At 69.7% G+C, this 17,110-nt stretch carries 20 protein-coding genes and 1 pseudogene; 7 read left to right on the top strand and 14 right to left on the bottom strand.

Going from position 1 to position 17,110, the window contains the following annotated elements:
- Positions 1-146 (bottom strand): annotated as a pseudogene (locus ACFDTC_RS00930) (MarR family transcriptional regulator); the annotation flags it as partial.
- A 276-nt stretch (positions 147-422) separates the two neighbouring features.
- Between ACFDTC_RS00930 and ectA the strand changes: the two are divergent.
- The 5 genes from ectA to ACFDTC_RS00905 all read left to right on the top strand — a co-directional run bounded on the left by ectA (position 423) and on the right by ACFDTC_RS00905 (position 5,542).
- The gene (ectA, locus tag ACFDTC_RS00925; RefSeq protein WP_375256977.1) at positions 423-953 is read left to right on the top strand and encodes a diaminobutyrate acetyltransferase; all 531 of its coding nucleotides are present in this window, start codon (positions 423-425) and stop codon (positions 951-953) included.
- A gap of 34 nt (positions 954-987) precedes the next feature.
- The gene (ectB, locus tag ACFDTC_RS00920) at positions 988-2,265 is read left to right on the top strand and encodes a diaminobutyrate--2-oxoglutarate transaminase (protein WP_375256976.1); all 1,278 of its coding nucleotides are present in this window, start codon (positions 988-990) and stop codon (positions 2,263-2,265) included.
- 6 nt (positions 2,266-2,271) lie between these two features.
- Complete coding sequence (locus tag ACFDTC_RS00915; RefSeq protein ID WP_375256975.1) at positions 2,272-2,670, top strand: ectoine synthase; 399 nt, start codon at positions 2,272-2,274, stop codon at positions 2,668-2,670.
- A 58-nt stretch (positions 2,671-2,728) separates the two neighbouring features.
- Positions 2,729-4,168, top strand: a complete 1,440-nt coding sequence (locus ACFDTC_RS00910; protein ID WP_375256974.1) for an aspartate kinase — start codon at positions 2,729-2,731, stop codon at positions 4,166-4,168.
- A 150-nt stretch (positions 4,169-4,318) separates the two neighbouring features.
- Entirely contained in the window at positions 4,319-5,542 is a 1,224-nt protein-coding gene (locus ACFDTC_RS00905) for a glycosyltransferase (protein WP_375256973.1), read from the top strand.
- 1 nt (position 5,543) lies between these two features.
- Here the strand turns inward: ACFDTC_RS00905 and ureG are convergent, their stop codons facing one another.
- The 9 genes from ureG to ACFDTC_RS00860 all read right to left on the bottom strand — a co-directional run bounded on the left by ureG (position 5,544) and on the right by ACFDTC_RS00860 (position 11,459).
- On the bottom strand, positions 5,544-6,176 hold the full coding sequence (gene ureG / locus ACFDTC_RS00900) for an urease accessory protein UreG (protein WP_375256972.1): 633 nt from the start codon (positions 6,174-6,176) through the stop codon (positions 5,544-5,546).
- Positions 6,177-6,187: 11 nt separating this feature from the next.
- Positions 6,188-6,823 carry an urease accessory protein UreF gene (locus ACFDTC_RS00895; RefSeq protein WP_375256971.1) on the bottom strand — a complete coding sequence of 212 codons (636 nt, stop codon included), beginning with the start codon at positions 6,821-6,823 and terminating at the stop codon, positions 6,188-6,190.
- Complete coding sequence (locus tag ACFDTC_RS00890) at positions 6,813-7,337, bottom strand: urease accessory protein UreE (RefSeq protein ID WP_375256970.1); 525 nt, start codon at positions 7,335-7,337, stop codon at positions 6,813-6,815. The genes ACFDTC_RS00895 and ACFDTC_RS00890 overlap by 11 nt, the downstream gene beginning before the upstream one ends.
- Before the next feature lie 7 nt (positions 7,338-7,344).
- On the bottom strand, positions 7,345-9,054 hold the full coding sequence (gene ureC, locus ACFDTC_RS00885; RefSeq protein ID WP_375256969.1) for an urease subunit alpha: 1,710 nt from the start codon (positions 9,052-9,054) through the stop codon (positions 7,345-7,347).
- A gap of 68 nt (positions 9,055-9,122) precedes the next feature.
- Positions 9,123-9,443, bottom strand: coding sequence for an antifreeze protein (locus ACFDTC_RS00880; RefSeq protein WP_375256968.1), 321 nt, complete (start codon positions 9,441-9,443; stop codon positions 9,123-9,125).
- 26 nt (positions 9,444-9,469) lie between these two features.
- A complete protein-coding gene (locus tag ACFDTC_RS00875; protein WP_375256967.1) occupies positions 9,470-9,784 on the bottom strand; it encodes an urease subunit beta in 315 nt (104 codons plus the stop codon).
- On the bottom strand, positions 9,781-10,323 hold the full coding sequence (locus ACFDTC_RS00870; protein ID WP_375256966.1) for an HD domain-containing protein: 543 nt from the start codon (positions 10,321-10,323) through the stop codon (positions 9,781-9,783). Before ACFDTC_RS00870 ends, ACFDTC_RS00875 begins: the two co-directional genes overlap by 4 nt.
- The gene (locus ACFDTC_RS00865) at positions 10,320-10,622 is read right to left on the bottom strand and encodes an urease subunit gamma (protein ID WP_375256965.1); all 303 of its coding nucleotides are present in this window, start codon (positions 10,620-10,622) and stop codon (positions 10,320-10,322) included. The genes ACFDTC_RS00870 and ACFDTC_RS00865 overlap by 4 nt, the downstream gene beginning before the upstream one ends.
- Positions 10,623-10,625: 3 nt before the next feature.
- Positions 10,626-11,459, bottom strand: coding sequence for an urease accessory protein UreD (locus ACFDTC_RS00860; RefSeq protein WP_375256964.1), 834 nt, complete (start codon positions 11,457-11,459; stop codon positions 10,626-10,628).
- Positions 11,460-11,743: 284 nt separating this feature from the next.
- Here ACFDTC_RS00860 and ACFDTC_RS00855 point away from each other — a divergent pair, with 284 nt between their 5' ends.
- On the top strand, positions 11,744-11,980 hold the full coding sequence (locus ACFDTC_RS00855; protein ID WP_375256963.1) for an Lrp/AsnC ligand binding domain-containing protein: 237 nt from the start codon (positions 11,744-11,746) through the stop codon (positions 11,978-11,980).
- Between the two features lie 108 nt (positions 11,981-12,088).
- Here ACFDTC_RS00855 and ychF read toward each other — a convergent pair whose 3' ends face one another.
- The 3 genes from ychF to ACFDTC_RS00840 all read right to left on the bottom strand — a co-directional run bounded on the left by ychF (position 12,089) and on the right by ACFDTC_RS00840 (position 15,641).
- Positions 12,089-13,186 carry a redox-regulated ATPase YchF gene (ychF, locus tag ACFDTC_RS00850; RefSeq protein WP_375256962.1) on the bottom strand — a complete coding sequence of 366 codons (1,098 nt, stop codon included), beginning with the start codon at positions 13,184-13,186 and terminating at the stop codon, positions 12,089-12,091.
- A gap of 78 nt (positions 13,187-13,264) precedes the next feature.
- Positions 13,265-14,671: an MATE family efflux transporter gene (locus ACFDTC_RS00845; RefSeq protein WP_375256961.1), complete on the bottom strand. Its 1,407-nt coding sequence runs from the start codon at positions 14,669-14,671 to the stop codon at positions 13,265-13,267.
- 73 nt (positions 14,672-14,744) lie between these two features.
- Positions 14,745-15,641 carry an NAD-dependent epimerase/dehydratase family protein gene (locus tag ACFDTC_RS00840; RefSeq protein ID WP_375256960.1) on the bottom strand — a complete coding sequence of 299 codons (897 nt, stop codon included), beginning with the start codon at positions 15,639-15,641 and terminating at the stop codon, positions 14,745-14,747.
- A 97-nt stretch (positions 15,642-15,738) separates the two neighbouring features.
- On the opposite strand from ACFDTC_RS00840, the gene trpA reads away from it, so the two are divergent.
- Positions 15,739-16,530 carry a tryptophan synthase subunit alpha gene (gene trpA / locus ACFDTC_RS00835; protein WP_375256959.1) on the top strand — a complete coding sequence of 264 codons (792 nt, stop codon included), beginning with the start codon at positions 15,739-15,741 and terminating at the stop codon, positions 16,528-16,530.
- 31 nt (positions 16,531-16,561) lie between these two features.
- On the opposite strand, the gene ACFDTC_RS00830 is transcribed toward trpA, so the two are convergent.
- Entirely contained in the window at positions 16,562-17,005 is a 444-nt protein-coding gene (locus tag ACFDTC_RS00830; protein WP_375256958.1) for a MaoC family dehydratase, read from the bottom strand.
- Between the last annotated feature and the right edge of the window lie 105 nt (positions 17,006-17,110).

Genomic DNA, 17,110 nt, shown 5'->3' with positions numbered 1-17,110 from the left:
GTGGCGTGCCCCTTCTCGCACACGATCTGCAGCACGCGCAGCTGCACGGCGGTCAGGCCGGCATCGCGCGCCAGCCGACGGCCGTAAAGCTCGGTCGCGCGCAGGATGCGTCTGATGGCGACGAGGCTGTCGTCGGTGCGGTCCATGGGCTGATCCAGTTGTGGCCAGCCGACATTAAGCCGGCCGCGCGGGCCTTCACAAGACGCCTGGTCCTTTGGCTTTCTGGCTAGATCATTCATTGGCTTCACTTAGGCTTACGTTATTTTTTTGTATATGAGACACTAGATATAGGCGGTTATTCCCTGTATTCAAAGGAAAATCGGCACGATGGAACTTTCGGGGAAGAAAATTGCTTAGTACCTTGAAGTATCCGCGGCGAAGTATATACTTAGCCATGCAAAGCAAAACAGCGAGGTGACCCCGTGAGCAAGCTTCACAGCGTCGACACCGAAGGCCAGATCACGTTCCGCAAGCCCGTCCGCGAGGACGGTGCCGAAGTGTGGGAGCTGATCAAGGAGTGCAAGCCGCTCGACGAGAACTCGATGTACTGCAACCTGCTGCAGTCGGATCATTTCCGGGACACCTGCGTCGTGGCCGAGATGAACCGCGAGATCGTCGGCTGGGTCTCCGGCTACGTGCTTCCCAACGACGACAGCACCGTCTTCGTCTGGCAGGTCGCCGTGTCCGAGAAGGCGCGCGGCTGCGGGCTGGGCCAGCGCATGCTGAACGCCCTGCTCGAGCGGGACGAATGCAAGAACGTGCGCCGCCTGCGGACCACCATCACCGCCGACAACGGCGCGTCCTGGGGTCTGTTCAAGAAGTTCGCGCGCTCGCACGACGGTTTCCTCGACTCCGAGGCGCACTTCACCCGCGACACCCACTTCCAGGGTGCGCACGACACCGAACACATGGTGACGATCACGCTGCCGGCCGCGATTTCAAGCGCCGCCTGATCGCCACCCCCGCAATTCCGAGAAAGGTCATATCATGCCCAAAGATCTGAGCATCTACACACGACGTGAGTCCGAAGCGCGCAGCTACTGCCGCAGCTTCCCCACCAGCTTCAACCGCGCCAAGGGGTCCGAGATGTGGGACACCGACGGCAACCGCTACATCGACTTCCTGGCGGGCTGCTCGTCGCTGAACTACGGCCACAACGACCCCGACATGCAGGCCGCGCTGATCGAGCACATCCAGGCCGACGGCATCACCCACGGTCTCGACATGCACACCGAGACCAAGCAGGCTTTCCTGGCCGCGTTCGAGGACATCATCCTCAAGCCGCGGAACATGGACTACAAGGTCATGATGACCGGCCCGACCGGCACCAACGCCGTCGAGGCGGCGATGAAGCTGGCGCGCAAGATCACCGGCCGCCGCAACATCGTGGCCTTCACCAACGGCTTCCACGGCATGACCATGGGCGCGCTGTCCTGCACCGGTAACGCCGGCAAACGCGCGGGCGCGGGCGCGCCCCTGTGCGGCACCACGCACATGCCTTTCGAGGGCGCCTTCGGCGCGGACTTCGACAGCCTGTCGCTGATCGAGCAGATGCTGGGCAATCCGTCCTCGGGCGTCGATGCCCCGGCCGCGTTCATCATCGAGCCCGTGCAGGGCGAAGGTGGCCTGAACGCCGCGTCCAAGGAATTCATGCAGGGCGTCGCGCGCCTGGCCAAGGAACACGGCGCGATGCTGATCGTCGACGACATCCAGGCCGGCTGCGGCCGCACCGGCACCTTCTTCTCGTTCGAGGAGATGGGCATCGAGCCGGACATGATCCCGCTGGCGAAGTCGTTCAGCGGCATGGGCCTGCCCTTCGCGGCGCTGCTGCTCAAGCCCGAGCACGACATCTGGAAACCGGCCGAGCACAACGGCACCTTCCGCGGCAACACGCACGCCTTCGTCACGGCGCGCGTCGCCATCGAGAAGTTCTGGAAGGACGACGCGTTCCAGAAGGAACTGACCGAGAAGTCGGTCCAGCTGACCAGCGGCCTGCAGGCCGTCGCGGACGAGATCGAGGGCGCGAGCCTCAAGGGCCGCGGCCTGATGCAGGGCGTCGACGTGGGTGGCGGCGAGCTGGCCGGCGACATCTGCGCGCGCTGCTTCGAGAAGGGTCTGATTATCGAGACCTCCGGCGCCCACGACGAGGTGGTCAAGGTGCTGGCACCGCTGACCACGTCGAGCGCGCTTCTGCGCGAGGGCCTGGGCATCCTGCTCGAGGCGACGCGCGAAGTGATGTCCAAGAACAAGATGGCAGCGGAGTAACAGGTAATGATCGTCCGGGATTTCGACCAGATCACGAAGAACGAGCGCGACCGCGTGGTCGCCGACGCCAAGTGGACCAGCGTGCGCATGCTGCTGGCCAACGACGGGATGGGTTTCAGCTTCCACATCACCGTCCTCGAGGCCGGCTCGGAGCACACGTTCCACTACAAGAACCACTTCGAAAGCGTCTACTGCATGCAGGGCAAGGGGTCGATCACCGACCTCAAGACCGGCGAGACGCACGAGATCAAGCCGGGGGTCATGTACGCGCTCAACGAGCACGACAAGCACACCCTGCGCGCCGAGGAAGAGCTGTGGATGGCGTGCTGCTTCAACCCGCCGGTCACCGGCACCGAAGTGCACCGCGAAGACGGCTCCTACGCCGCGCCCGACGAGGTGAGCTGAGAGGCCGGGGGCATCGCGCCCCCGCCCGCCCCCTCAAGCACATCCCAGGAGTAATTCCATGACTGCCCAGAAGTCCGCCCATTCGCACACTGTCGAGAAGATCGGCGGCACGTCCATGTCCCGCGTGACCGAGCTGCTGCAGCCGCTCTTCCGCGTCGACAACCCCGACTACAACCGCATCTTCGTGGTCTCCGCCTTCGGTGGCATCACCGACCTGCTGCTGGAGCACAAGAAGACCGGCGAGGCCGGCGTCTACGCCCATTTCGCCGACGAGACCGAGGATCACGGCTGGCATGGCGCGCTGTCCCGCGTCGAGGCCGCCATGCGCGAGGCGCAGGAGGCAGTGCTGGACCACCCGGCCGACCGCGCCGAGGCCCGCGATTTCCTGCGCGAGCGGATCGAGGGCGCGCGCTCGTGCCTGATCGACCTGCAGCGCCTGTGCTCCTACGGCCATTTCCGCCTGTCCGAGCACATGGGCAAGACGCGTGAACTGCTGTCGGGCCTGGGCGAGGCGCATTCCGCCTTCGTCACCACCGCCCTGCTGCGCCGCCACAACGTCGACGCACGGCTGATCGACCTCTCGGGCTGGCGCGACGACCGCGAGATGACGCTGGAAGAGCGCATCCTCGACGGCCTCGCCGACGTTGACTTCTCCAAGGAGATGCCGATCGTCACCGGCTACGCGCAATGCTCCGAAGGGCTGATGGCTGAATTCGACCGCGGCTATTCCGAGGTCACGTTCAGCCAGATCGCGGCGCTGACCGGCGCGCGCGAAGCGATCATCCACAAGGAATTCCACCTATCCTCGGCCGATCCCAAGCTGGTCGGCGCCGAGAACGTGCGCAAGCTGGGCCACACCAACTACGACGTGGCCGACCAGCTGGCCAACATGGGCATGGAGGCGATCCACCCGACCGCCGCCAAGGCCCTGCGCCAGGCCGAGGTCGCCCTGCGCGTGACCAACGCGTTCGAGCCCGAGGATCCCGGCACGCTGATCGACGAGGCCCCCGCCGAACAGGGCGTGGCCGAGATGGTCACCGGTCTAGAAACCTACGCGGTCGAGCTCTTCGAGCAGGACATGGTCGGCGTGAAGGGCTACGACGCCGCGACGCTGGACCTGCTCAAGCGGCACAACATCCGCATCGTGTCGAAGGTCACCAACGCCAACACGATCACGCACTACGTCGATGCGCCCCTGTCGCGCGTGCGCGAGTTCGAGAAGGACCTGGGCAAGCGCTATCCCAACGCCGAGATCAACGTGCGCGCAACGGCGATCGCCTCGGTGATCGGGCGCGACCTGCGCGGCCTTCACGTGCTGGAACGCGGCCTCGGTGCGCTCCGCGAGGCGACGATCGACGTGATCTCGGCCCACCAGACGACGCGCACGGTCGACGCGCAGTTCGTCATCAGCCGCGACGATTTCGAAAAGACCGTGAAGGTGCTGCACGACACCTTCATGGGCCGCGCAGACAAGAAGCCCATCCGCAAGGTGGCCTGAACTCCCGGCATGACGGCGGCCCGACCGCCGCACGCCCGGACCTGCCCAGACCGCGCCGCATCGTCGGCGCGGTCTTTTTTACGCCGTTGCCCCGCGCGGGCGGCCGGATTAGCGTCCGCCACGGCAGGGTGCCGCGGACCGGGGACAGGGATGACGAAACCGACAGGGCGGGTGCTGGTCTATGCGCCGGTCTCGCTGTTCGACCACGACGGTCGCCGCTTCGTCGAGGATCAGGCCCTGGTCGGCCTGCGCCGCTGGGCCGAGAATTTCGCGCATGCCGACGTGATGATGCCCGTGGCCCGGATGCCGCCGCCCGCCGGCTGGACCGACCTGCGCGCCGCCTCCCTGCCCGCCAACCTCACGCTGCACGCGCTGCCGACCGCGTGGCGGCCCGACCAGTTCCTGCGCGTCTACCGCCCGACGCGCGCGCGGATCGGCCGGCTCATCGCCGCCTGCGACTATCCCTGCTTCGCGATCGGCGGCCTCTTCGGCGACTGGGGCGCCGTCGCCGCGTTCGAGGCGCGCGCGCAGGGCCGTCGCTTCGCCATCTGGACAGACCGCGTCGAATCCGAGGTCACGCGCCGCGGCACGCGCGACGGGACATGGCGCGCGCGGCTGCGCAAGCGGCTCTACTGGCGCCCCATGGCGGCGCTGGAACGCGCCGTGATCCCGCGCGCCACGCTGGGCCTGTTCCACGGGGCCGAGACCTACCAGGCCTACGCGCCTCTCGCCCGCGTGGCCGAGCTGGTGCACGACATCATGATCGAGAAGTCCGACCGGATCGGCGCGGACGCGCTGGCCGCCAAGCAGGCCGAGGCGCGCACCGGCCCGCTGCGCATCGTCTATGCCGGCCGGATCGAGGCGATGAAGGGTTCTACCGACTGGGTCGCCACGCTCGCCGCGCTGAAGGACCGGGGCGTCGCCTTCCACGCCACGTGGCTCGGCGACGGGTCGGAGCGGCGGGCCATGCAGGCGGCGCTGGCGCGCGCGGGCCTGTCGGATGCGGTCGCCCTGCCCGGCTTCGTCGCCGATCGTGCCGCGGTGCTGCGCGCCTTGCGCGACGCGCATGTCTTCCTGTTCTGCCACCGCACGCCCGAAAGCCCCCGATGCCTGATCGAGGCTCTGGTCTCGGGCACGCCGCTCTTGGGCCATGACGGCGCCTTTGCGCGCGACCTCGTGTCCCGCGCCCCGGCCGCGGGCCGGTTCTTCGACGCGGGCGACGCCGCCGCGATGGCAGGCGCGCTGGCGGCGTTCGACACCGACCGCACTGCGCTGGCCGGTGCGATGGCGGCCGCCCGCGCCTGCGGCGAGGGGTTCGATTCCGAGACGGTCTTCGCCCACCGCGCCGCCCTGCTGCGGCGTCACCTGGGCTAGCTCACTCGGCAGCCGCGACCACCTCGAGCCCGCCGATGCGGGTCAGCAGATCCACCACCGGCGCGACGCCGTCACCGTGGCGCAGCGCGGCGAAGACCGTCGGCCGGTCGGGCCGCATCTGGTCCGCATCGCGCCGCATCACGTCCAGCGACGCGCCCACATGCGGCGCGAGGTCGGTCTTGTTCACCACCAGGATGTCCGACCGCGTGATCGCCGGCCCGCCCTTGCGGGGGATATCCTCTCCGGCCGCGGTGTCGATCACGTAGATCGTCACGTCCGCCAGTTCCGGCGAGAACGTCGCCGACAGGTTGTCGCCGCCGCTTTCGATCAGCACCAGGTCGAGGTCGGGGAAATCCGCGTTCAGCTGCGCGATGGCCGCGAGGTTGATCGAGGCATCCTCGCGGATCGCGGTATGCGGGCAGCCGCCGGTCTCGACGCCGCGGATGCGGTCCAGCGGCAGCACCTGCCGGCGCATCAGCGCCTCGGCGTCCTCGCGCGTGTAGATATCGTTGGTCACCACCGCCATGCTCAGCCGGTCGCGCAGCGCGGTGCAAAGCGCCGCCGTCAGCGTGGTCTTGCCGGCGCCCACCGGGCCGCCGATGCCCACGCGCAGGGGTCCGTTGGGGGATCGCATGTCTGCCTCCGTCACGATCTGAAGATGCGGGAATAGAGTGCCTCGTGCCGCTGGCTCGCGATGTCGAGCGCAGGCGCGAAGCCGCCGATGTCATCGATATCCGCCGCCAGCGCCCGCGCGGCGAGCGTCGCGCAGAGCGGCTGCAGCGCGCGGGTGATGCGCTGCCCGTCGGTCTGGCCCAACGGGACAAGCCGTACGCAGGCGGCGCAGAGATTGGCCGCGAAGGCCTGCAGGAACAGCCGCAGCCCGTGCTCGACCGGCAGGTCCAGCGCGTCGAGCGCGGCGCCTACCGCCACCGGGTAGGCCGCGTCGGGCACCGGGGCGCCGAACACCGCGCGCACGGTGGCGGCGAAGGCCGCGCCCTGCTCCAGCGTCTCGGCCGCACGCTCGCGCGACGGCGCCAGCGCACGCGCAAGGTCCGACAGCTCGCCCAGGTCGCCGCCGCCCGCCGCCTGCGCGCAGAGCACCGCGTCGGACCAACCCGCGCCATGCTCCAGCGCGTCGCGCAGCCAGGCCTCGGCGCCCGCGGCGTCGGTTATGCGCCCCTCCTGCACCGCGGTCTCGAGCCCGTGGGACCACGCGAAGGCCCCCACCGGGAAGGCGGGCGAGAACAGCTGGTGCAGCACCAGATGCGCGTCAGTGCTCATGCGCGTGATCCACCGCCGCCGCGTGGGCATGCGCATGCGCCTCGCCGTGCGTCTCGGCATGGGCATGGACGTGCGAGTGATCGTGGCCGTGCGTGCGGCCGTGCCCGTAGGCGCCGCCCTCCGGCGTGAACGGCTCTGTCACCTCGGTCACCTCGGCGCCCAGCTGTTCGAGCATGGCGCGCATCACGTGGTCGGGCCGGATCAGCAGACGTTGCGGCTCGATCGCGCAGGGCGTGTGCCGGTTGCCGACATGCCAGGCCAGCCGCGCCAGATCCGGGCCCCGCACCGCCAGCAGCGCCTCGGCCGCCGCCTCGACGGCGATCTCGTCGCCCTCGGTGGTGACCAGCACCCCGCCGTGATCCAGCGAAGTCGTCTGCGCGAGATCCACCAGCAGGCCCGCGCCCGAGGCCAGCGTGACCACCTTGCGGCGCAGGAACCGGTCCTCGTAGCCCAGCACCAGCCGGTCTGTGGGCGTGCCGTGGGCGTGCGGGTGATAAATGTGCGCGATCAGCATGATACCCTCAGAACAGGAAGTAGCGCTGCGCCATCGGCAGCGTCTCGGCAGGCTCGCAGGTCAGCAGCTCGCCGTCGGCGCGCACCTCGTAGGTCTCGGGGTCGACCTCGACCCTGGGCAGCGCGTCGTTGAGCTTCAGGTCCCGCTTGGTCACGCCGCGGATGTCGCGCACGGCCAGCGTGTCCTTGGCCAGGCCCAGCGTGTCACGGATGCCCTCCTCCTGCGCCGCGGCCGACACGAAGGTCACGGCCGAGCGTTCGACACTGCGCCCATAGGCGCCGAACATGGGCCGCGAATAGACCGGCTGCGGAGTCGGGATCGAGGCGTTGGGATCGCCCATCTGCGCGCAGACGATGGTGCCGCCGATCAGCACCAGCTGCGGCTTCACGCCGAAGAAGGCCGGGTCCCACAGGCACAAATCGGCGCGCTTGCCTTCCTCGAGGCTGCCGGTCTCGTGGCTGAAGCCGTGCGCGATCGCCGGGTTGATCGTGTATTTCGCGATGTAGCGGCGCACGCGCAGGTTGTCGTTCTGCCCGGTCTCGCCCGGCAGCCGCCCGCGCTGCTTCTTCATCTTGTCGGCGGTCTGCCAGGTGCGGATCAGCACCTCGCCCACGCGGCCCATGGCCTGGCTGTCGGAGGCGATGATCGAGAACGCGCCCATGTCGTGCAGGATGTCCTCGGCGGCGATGGTCTCGCGCCGGATGCGGCTCTCGGCGAAGGCCACGTCCTCGGGGATCGACTTGTCGAGGTGGTGGCACACCATGAGCATGTCGAAATGCTCTTCCAGCGTGTTCGCGGTGAACGGCCGGGTCGGGTTCGTCGATGAAGGCAGCACATGAGCTTCGCCGCATATCTTTATGATATCAGGGGCATGTCCGCCGCCCGCACCCTCGGTGTGGAAGGCGTGGATCGTCCGGCCCTTCATCGCCTTCACCGTGTTCTCGACGAAGCCGGATTCGTTGAGCGTATCCGTGTGGATCATCACCTGCACATCCCAGTCGTCGGCCACCGAAAGGCAGCAATCGATGGCGCCGGGCGTGGTGCCCCAATCCTCGTGCAGCTTCAGCGCGCAGGCCCCCGCCTTGACTTGCTCGACGAGCGCGCCGGGCAACGAGGCGTTGCCCTTGCCCGCGAAGGCCAGGTTCATCGGGAAGGCGTCCGCCGCCTGCAGCATCCGCCCCAGGTGCCACGAGCCCGGCGTGACCGTGGTGGCCATGGTTCCCGTCGCGGGGCCCGTGCCGCCGCCCAGCATGGTGGTCAGGCCCGAATGCAGAGCGTCCTCGATCTGCTGGGGGCAGACGAAGTGGATGTGGCTGTCGATCCCGCCCGCGGTCAGGATCTTGCCCTCGGCGGCGATGACCTCGGTCCCCGGGCCGACGACGATGTCGATCGCCGGCTGCGTGTCGGGGTTTCCGGCCTTGCCGATCTTGTGGATGCGCCCGTCGCGCAGGCCCACGTCGGCCTTGTAGATGCCGGTCCAGTCGACGATCAGCGCGTTGGTGATGACCGTGTCGACGGCCCCGTCCGCGCGCGTGGCCTGGCTTTGCCCCATGCCGTCGCGGATCACCTTGCCGCCACCGAACTTAACCTCTTCGCCGTAGGTGGTGTGGTCGCGCTCGACCTCGATCACCAGGTCGGTGTCAGCCAGGCGCACCCGGTCGCCGGTGGTGGGGCCGAACATGGCGGCGTAGTCGGCGCGCGAGATCGTGGCGGGCATGGTCGGTCCTTCCGTCAGGGTGGCGCGGCGGGCGCCCGGGGTTCAGGGGCGCGGGCGCCCGCGGTGGGTCAGGTGCGGCCGGTCCGCGTCTTCACGCGGGTCAGGCGGCGGCGGTTGCCGCGCGCCTTGCGCGACAGCGGCGCGTTGAAGGCGTTGCCGGCGGCCTCGATGCCGCGGCCCGACAGCATGGCGGTCTGCCACGCGGTCCAGGCCTTGGCGAAGGCGGGCGGTTTCTCGGTCACCATGCGCACGGCCTCTCCGGGCGGCATGGTCCAGGCGCCGGCGAGCCCCATCAGGCGCAGGGCCATCACCGTCTGCACGTCCCAGATCATCATCCCCGCGCGCAGGTTCTGGTTGAACAGCCGGTAGGGGGCGTAGACGTCGATCATGGTATACTCCGTATGCGTGGTCCGGCTCAGGCCGGGTCCAGGTCGCCCATGACGGCCTGGTTGAAACCGTAGATGCGCCGCGCGCCGGTCACCGGGATCAGCGTGACCTCGCGCCGCTGGCCGGGCTCGAACCGCACGGCACTGCCCGACGCGATGTCCAGCCGCATGCCCCGCGCAGCGGTGCGGTCGAAATCGAGCGCCGGGTTCGCCTCGGCGAAATGGTAGTGGCTGCCGACCTGCACGGGGCGGTCGCCGGTGTTGGCGACCATCAGCGTGATGGCCTCGCGCCCCTCGTTGAGCGTGATGTGGCCGTCGGCGGGAAGGACCTCTCCGGGGATCATGCGGGAAACTCCTCGATCTTCTGCATCGCCTCGGCGGCGGCGGTGTCGAACGTGACTTCCAGGAACGGGCTCGCGCCGCGGCAGGCATCCACCACGCGCTCGGCCCCGGCGATGTAGTCGGCGGCGTCGGCCTGGTTCCAGCCCTCGGGCAGCCGCACCAGGTCGCGCAGGTTCGAGGTCTGGTCCGCGATCTTGATCAGCCGCACCGATTGCGTCGCCTGCGCCATGTGCTCGGCCTGCCTGCCCTTCTTCTCGGCCCGCGGCAGCCCGTCCCAGGCGGGGTCGTCGGTCAGCCCGCCGACGATCTGCGCCACCCGCGGCCCGAACCGGCGCGAGATCTCGTCGATCCCGGTCTCGCTGTCCTCGACCACGTCGTGCAGCAGGGCGCCGGCGATCTCGATCTCGCCCGCCTCGGCCCAGGCCACCAGGTCGGCGACCTCGAGCACGTGGTTCACGTAAGGCGACACCCCGTCCTTTCGGGTCTGGCCCTGGTGGGCCTGCGCCGCGAACAGCGCGGCCGAGGTGATCAGCCGGCTCATCGGATGGGCTCGTGCACGGTCACCAGCTTGGTGCCGTCCGGGAACGTCGCCTCGACCTGAACGTCGTGAATCATCTCGGGGACCCCTTCCATGCATTGGTCGCGCGTGACCACCTGCGCACCCAGGCGCATCATCTCGGCGACGCTGCGGCCGTCGCGCGCGCCTTCGACCACCGCGTCCGTGATCAACGCGACGGCCTCGGGGTGGTTCAGCTTGACGCCGCGCGCCAGGCGCCGGCGCGCCACCTCGGCGGCCATCGAGATCAGCAGCTTGTCTTTTTCGCGGGGCGTCAGGTTCATGGCTCACAACATCCAGGGTCGGGGAAGATCGGTTTCGGTCAGACGTTCCAGCAGAGGAATCAGCGCGGCACGCAAGGCAAATCCGTCGGCGCCCAGCAGGCGCAGGAACACCACGTCGGGGTCGATGGCGCTGGCGCCCCCGGTGGCGGGCAGCAGCGCGCGCAGCGCGTCGATCCGCGCCCCCGCGCCGGGGGCGGCGAGGGTGACCGAGGCCATCGCCCCCGCGCCGTCCGCCACGCCAGCGCGCGCCAGTGCCGCGTCCGCGTCACCCTCCAGCCGCAGCCGGTCGGCGAAGACCAGGCGCCCGTCGCGGCGCAGGTCCACCCGGTCGCGCAGGCGCAGCGCGCGCACCCGCTCGCCCATCGCCGCGCGGCCGAAGACCAGCACCTCGCACGCGACGAGGCGCGCGTCGCCCGCCATGTCGATCCGCAACCGCCGGTCCAGCGCCGCGCCGTCGAACAGGATCGTCTCCTGCGGCAGCCAGTGCAGCGTCGCGCCGGGTTCCAGCACATGCGTCGTCTCGACCCGGCCGGGGGCGTCGGTGTCGGGCGCGCGGTAGATCCGCTCGGCCGCCTGCGTGGTCAGGCCGACCCCGGCGCCCGGCCCCGCATGCACGTCCAGCGACAGCCGGTCGCCGCCCGTCACCCCGCCCGAGGCGTTCAGCAGCACGGCATCCAGCGCATTGCCGCGCGGACGCGGGAACAGCAGCTTGGCACACCCGGACATGGACAGGTCGGCGATCCGCGTCCGCCCCGCCGCCGCGCGCGCCTCGAGCATCGCAGCGCCGCGCGCACGCTGGCGCCGCACCGGCCGGTGCAGATCCGCCGCGCCGTCCATGCTGCGATCGTAGGGAATGGCGCTCTCTCCTGCGTCACCGGCTCGGGGTTCATCAGAGACCGGGGCCGCGCGGTGGGACAAGCCGCGCCGGCCCGAAGCGTTCCGCGCACAGCCGCCCGCCTGCGCGGCGCGCCCACCCGATGGGCGCTTTCACGCCGTTTGCACAATTTCCAGGCGTAATGAGAACACAGCTACGAGGGCTGGAAACCGCCGCCGATTTGCGGTCATGTCGGGCAAGTCCCGCCAAACGCCCGCAAGCGGGCGCCCCAAAGCCCGAGGCCCCCATGAACTGCGTCTTCATCCAGATCCGCTGCAAGCCCGGCACCGCCTACCGCGTAGCCGGCGACATCGCCCTGCGCGAGATCCACTCGGAACTCTACTCGACCAGCGGCGAATACGACCTGCTGCTCAAGATGTACATTCCCGACGAGGCCGACATCGGCAAGTACATCAACGACAACCTGCTGGTCATCGACGGGATCGAGCGTACGCTGACCACGCTCACCTTCCGCGCCTTCTGAGCGGACGGCACGACACGCGCACATGCCCCGCGCTTCTTTGGTCCCGAAATATCCCGGGGGAGTCGCGCGCCAGCGCGACGGGGGCAGCGCCCCCGACCCCGCCCGCGATCAGGTGTTGAACAGGAAGTGCAGCACGTCGCCGTCCTGCACGGTGTAGGCCTTGCCCTCGGCGCGCATCTTGCCCGAATCCTTGGCAGCCTGCTCGCCGCCGAGCGAGACGAAATCGTCGTAGGCGATGGTCTCGGCGCGGATGAAGCCGCGCTCGAAATCGCCGTGGATCACGCCCGCGGCCTGCGGCGCCTTGGTGCCGCGCGGGATGGTCCAGGCGCGCGCCTCCTTGGGGCCGACGGTGAAATAGGTCTGCAATTCAAGCAGTTCGTAGCCGGCCTTGATCAACCGGTCGAGGCCCGCCTCGGCCAGCCCAAGCTCGGACAGGAACTCGGCCGCCTCGTCGTCGTCGAGCTGGCTGATCTCTTCCTCGATCTTGGCGCTGATGACCACGTGGCTGTTGCCCTGCTCGGCGGCCATCCGGCCCACGGCCTCGGACAGCGCGTTGCCCTCGGCCGCGTCGGCCTCGTCGACGTTGCAGACATACAGCACCGGCTTGGCGGTCAGCAGCTGCAGCATGCGCCAGGCCTTGGCATCCTCGGCATCCACCGCGACGGTGCGCGCGGGCTGGCCCTGTTCCAGGGCTGCCAGCGCGTCCTTCATCAGGCGCTCCTGCTGGATCGCGTCCTTGTCGCCGCCGCGCACCTTGCGCACGATTCCCTGCAGCCGCTTCTCGAGGCTCTCGATATCGGCGACCATCAGCTCGGTCTCGATCGTCTCGGCGTCGGACACCGGGTCGACCCGGCCGTCCACGTGCGTGACGTCCTCGTCCTCGAAGCAGCGCAGCACGTGGGCGATGGCGTCGACCTCGCGGATGTTGGCCAGGAACTGGTTGCCCAGCCCCTCGCCCTTGGACGCGCCCTTCACCAGGCCCGCGATGTCCACGAAGGTCATGCGCGTCGGGATCACCTGCTTGGATTTCGCGAGATCCGCCAGCGTGTCGAGCCGCGCGTCCGGCACCGCGACCTCGCCCACGTTGGGCTCGATCGTGCAGAAGGGAAAGTTCGCCGCCTGCGCCGCGGCGGTCCTGGTCAGCGCGTTGAACAGCGTCGACTTGCCCACGTTCGGCAGCCCCACGATTCCCATCCGAAAGCCCATCGGCATCCCCTTTGCTTGTTGGCCGGCACGTCTAGTCCCGCGCGCCGATACGCGCAAGCGGGCCGTCCGCCGGAACGCTCAGTCGTGCAGCGGCACGTCGAGGCCGGGCACCGGATCGCCTGGCGCGGCGCGCGTCAGCCCCGGCACGGCGCGCGACCAGAAGCGCCAGCCCAGCAGCACCGCCGCCACCGCCAGCCCCAGCGTGAGGCCCGCCCATACGCCGACGCCGCCCAGGCCCAGCGGCAGGCCCAGCGCCCAGGCGGCCGGGATGCCGATCCCCCAATAGGACAGCGCCGCCATCAGCATCGGCACGCGCGTGTCCTGCAGGCCGCGCAGCAGGCCGATATGGATCACCTGCAGCGCGTCCGCCAGCTGGAACAGCGCCGCCATCACCAGCAGCACGCGCCCCGCCTCGATGATCGCGGCGCGGTCGGGCTCGTCGGGGTCGAGGAACAGGCCCACCAGCGTCTCGGGGATGCCGAAGTACAGCACCATCGACGCCGCCACCGCCGCCACGCTCAGCGCCACCACCGCCCGCGCGCCCGCCGCCAGGTGCGCCGCGTCCGCGTGGCCCAGCGCGGTGCCCGCCCGCACGGTGGCGGCGTTCGACAGGCCCATCTGGACCATGAACGTCGCGGTCGCCACCTGGATCGCGATGCCGTGCGCGGCCAGCGGGATCACCCCCAGCGCGCCCATCAGCACGGCCGAGCCCGCGAACAGCATCACCTCGGCCAGCGTGGTGATGCCGATCGGGATGCCCAGCCGCGCGACGCTGGCGAACATCTCGGCGTCCGGGCGCCAGAACCGGACGAAGATCTGGTGCTCGGGCAGCTTGCGCACGGCGTAGAGCACCACGAAGACCAGCGCCGTCAGGTGCGACAGCACCGACGCGGTGGCCGCCCCCGCGATGCCCATCTCGGGCGCCCCCCAGTTGCCGAAGATCAGCGCGTAGTTCGCCAGCGCGTTGGCGACGGCCGCCGCCAGCGTGATCCACAGCACGATGCGCGTGTGCTCGAGCCCGGCGAGGTAGTTCTTCAGCACCATGACGCCCAGCGCCGGCAGCATTCCCCAGCCCGCGATCCGCAGGTAGGTCTGCGCCATCTGCGCGATCTCGTCGGTCTGCCCCAGCGCGCGCAGCATCGGCGCCGAGAACCACGCCAGCGGCATCACCAGCACGAAGTAGAGGATCGACAGCCACAGCGCCATGCGCGTGGCGCGGCGGATCATCACCTCCTGCCCGCGCGCGGCGAAGGTGGCGACCATCGGCATCACCGCCCAGCCGAAGCCCGCGCCGAACAGGACCAGCGTGAACAGGAACGAGTGCGCCAGCGTCAGCGCCGCCAGCTCGGGCACGCCGTACCAGCCGATCATCACCGTGTCGGTCAGCCCGATCGCGAACTGCGCCAGGTGCCCGCCGACCAGCGGCAGACCCAGCGACAGGATCGAGCGGACATGCCCGGTAAAGGAGAGCGGAGCGAGCGCCATGACAGCCGCTTACGCCGCGCGCGGGGCGGCGGCAAGACCGCCACGCGCGGACCCGTCGCCGGGCCTGGTGGCGCTAGCGCCCGCCGGCGATGTCGTCGCGCCAGCCGTGCTCGGGGGCGAAGCCGACCATGTTGCGCGACTTGGCGTTCGAGTAGAGCGTCTCGTACTGCCCCAGCGCGCTGCGCACCGGCACCCCGGGATAGAAGCGGCGCAGCAGCTCGTCGGTCGGAAGGCCGACCGACGTGTCGTCGTTGGCGACGTTGAACACCTCGTAGCCCAGCCCGTCGGTCTGCAGGCAGCGCAGCACCATCTGGCCCAGGTCGCGCACGTCGATATAGCCGAAGATGTTGCGCAGCCGGCGTTCCGGGTCGGCCACGTAGCCGGGAAAGTCGCGGGCGTATTCGTGCGGCTCGATCACGTTGTTGATCCGCAGCCCGTAGACGTCGAGGCCCGAGCGGCGCTGGAAGCCCTGCGCGCAGGCCTCGTTGGCGACCTTCGACATGGCGTAGGCGTCCTCGGGCACCGTGGGATGATCCTCGTCCACCGGCAGGTAGTCGGGCCGCCGCTCGCCGTCGGCGAAGCACACGCCGTAGGTCGTCTCGGACGAGGCGAAGATCACCTTGGGAATACCCAGCCGGGTCGCCGCCTCGATCACGTTGTAGGTCGACAGCGTGTTGACGCGGTAGGTCTCGCCGTCCGGCGCCAGCAGGATGCGCGCCAGCGCCGCGAAATGCACCACCGCGTCGAAGCGCGGCTGCCCGGCGCCCAGTGTCAGCTCGTCGAGGCCCGCGTAGCTGTGCAGCGCGCCGTAGACCTGGCCCGCGTCGGTCAGGTCGACCCGCAGGTCGTCCACGCGCGGATCGCCCAGCGGCACGAGGTCCGCGTTCAGCACCCGGTGGCCGGCCTCGGCCAGCATCGGCGCCACGTACCGGCCCGCCTTGCCGCTACCCCCGGTGAAAAGAATGCGCATCGCCCGTCTCCTTCGCGTTCCCGGCCCGCTGTCCGTGGCCGGCATTGATTTCCCCCGCCTCATGCGGCAACAGAGACCGCAAACCGGGGGACCAGCCATGACACGTATCGACGCCACGTTCGCAAAGCTCAAGGACCAGGGCCGCCGCGCCTTCGTGTCCTACATCATGGCGGGCGACCCGGACGTCGAGACGTCGCTGGCGCTGATGAAGGGCCTGCCGGCCGCCGGCGTCGACATCATCGAGCTGGGCCTGCCCTTCACCGATCCCATGGCCGACGGCCCCACGATCCAGGAGGCCGGGCAGCGCGCGCTGGCCGGCGGGATGACCCTGCAGAAGACGCTCGACATGGTCGCGGCCTTCCGCAAGGACGACGACACCACGCCGATCGTGCTGATGGGCTACTACAACCCGATCTACTCGCGCGGGGTCGACCGGTTCCTCGACGACGCCAAGGCCGCCGGCATCGACGGGCTGATCATCGTCGACCTGCCCCCCGAGGAAGACGACGAGCTGTGCATCCCCGCGGGCGCGGCCGGGCTGAACTTCATCCGCCTCGCCACGCCCACCACCGACGACAAGCGCCTGCCGGCGGTGCTGATGAACACCTCGGGCTTCGTCTACTACGTCTCGATCACCGGGATCACCGGCGCGGCCGCGGCCCAGGCCGCCGACGTGGCGCCCGAGGTGGCGCGCATCCAGAAGGCGGCCAACCTGCCGGTCATCGTCGGCTTCGGCATCCGCACGCCCGAGACCGCGCGCGAGATCGCAAGCGTCGCCGACGGCTGCGTCGTGGGCTCGGCCATCGTGGCCGAGATGGCCAAGGGCAAGCCGGTGGACGAGGTGCTGGCCTTCGTCGCCTCGCTGGCCGAGGGCGCGCATTCGGCCTGAGCCGGGCCGCGGACCCGGGACAGGACCAAGCTCAGTTCGGCCGGCGCCGCAGGATATGCGTGGCGCGGTAGGTCATCACCACGTTGTGCTGCTTGTCCATCACGCTGTAGGCGATCTCGGCATAGCCGCGGTCCGGCTTCGACCCCGACGGCCGGGCCGACACGACCTCACCCTCGACATGCAGCGTGCTGCCGGGACGAACCGGGCGCAGCCAGCGGATCTCGTCCATGCCGGGCGATCCCATCGACGCCTCGGCCCAGCCGCCGTCGCGCAGGCTGAGGCGGAAGGCCACCAGCATCGTGTGGAAGCCCGACGCGATCAGCCCGCCGAAGGGCGACGTGGCCGCCGCGTCGGGGTCGACGTGGAACGGCTGCGGATCGTGGTCGCGCGCGAAGGCGATGATGTCGTCGCGGCTCAGCCGTTCGGTGCCGGTGCGGAACCGCGTGCCGGCGGGAAAATCCTCGAAGTAGCGCATGCCCTGTCCCTGTCGCTGTGACGGCGCCGTGACCGTCGCGCCCAGAAGAACGCGGCAAAACGCCGTTGTCCATGCCGCGCGATGGACGCGGCCGCGCGCGATTGG

The sequence above is a fragment of the Citreimonas sp. genome, from assembly GCF_042096055.1.
Classification (GTDB): domain Bacteria; phylum Pseudomonadota; class Alphaproteobacteria; order Rhodobacterales; family Rhodobacteraceae; genus Citreimonas.
This window is presented reverse-complemented; position numbering and strand designations above follow the sequence as displayed.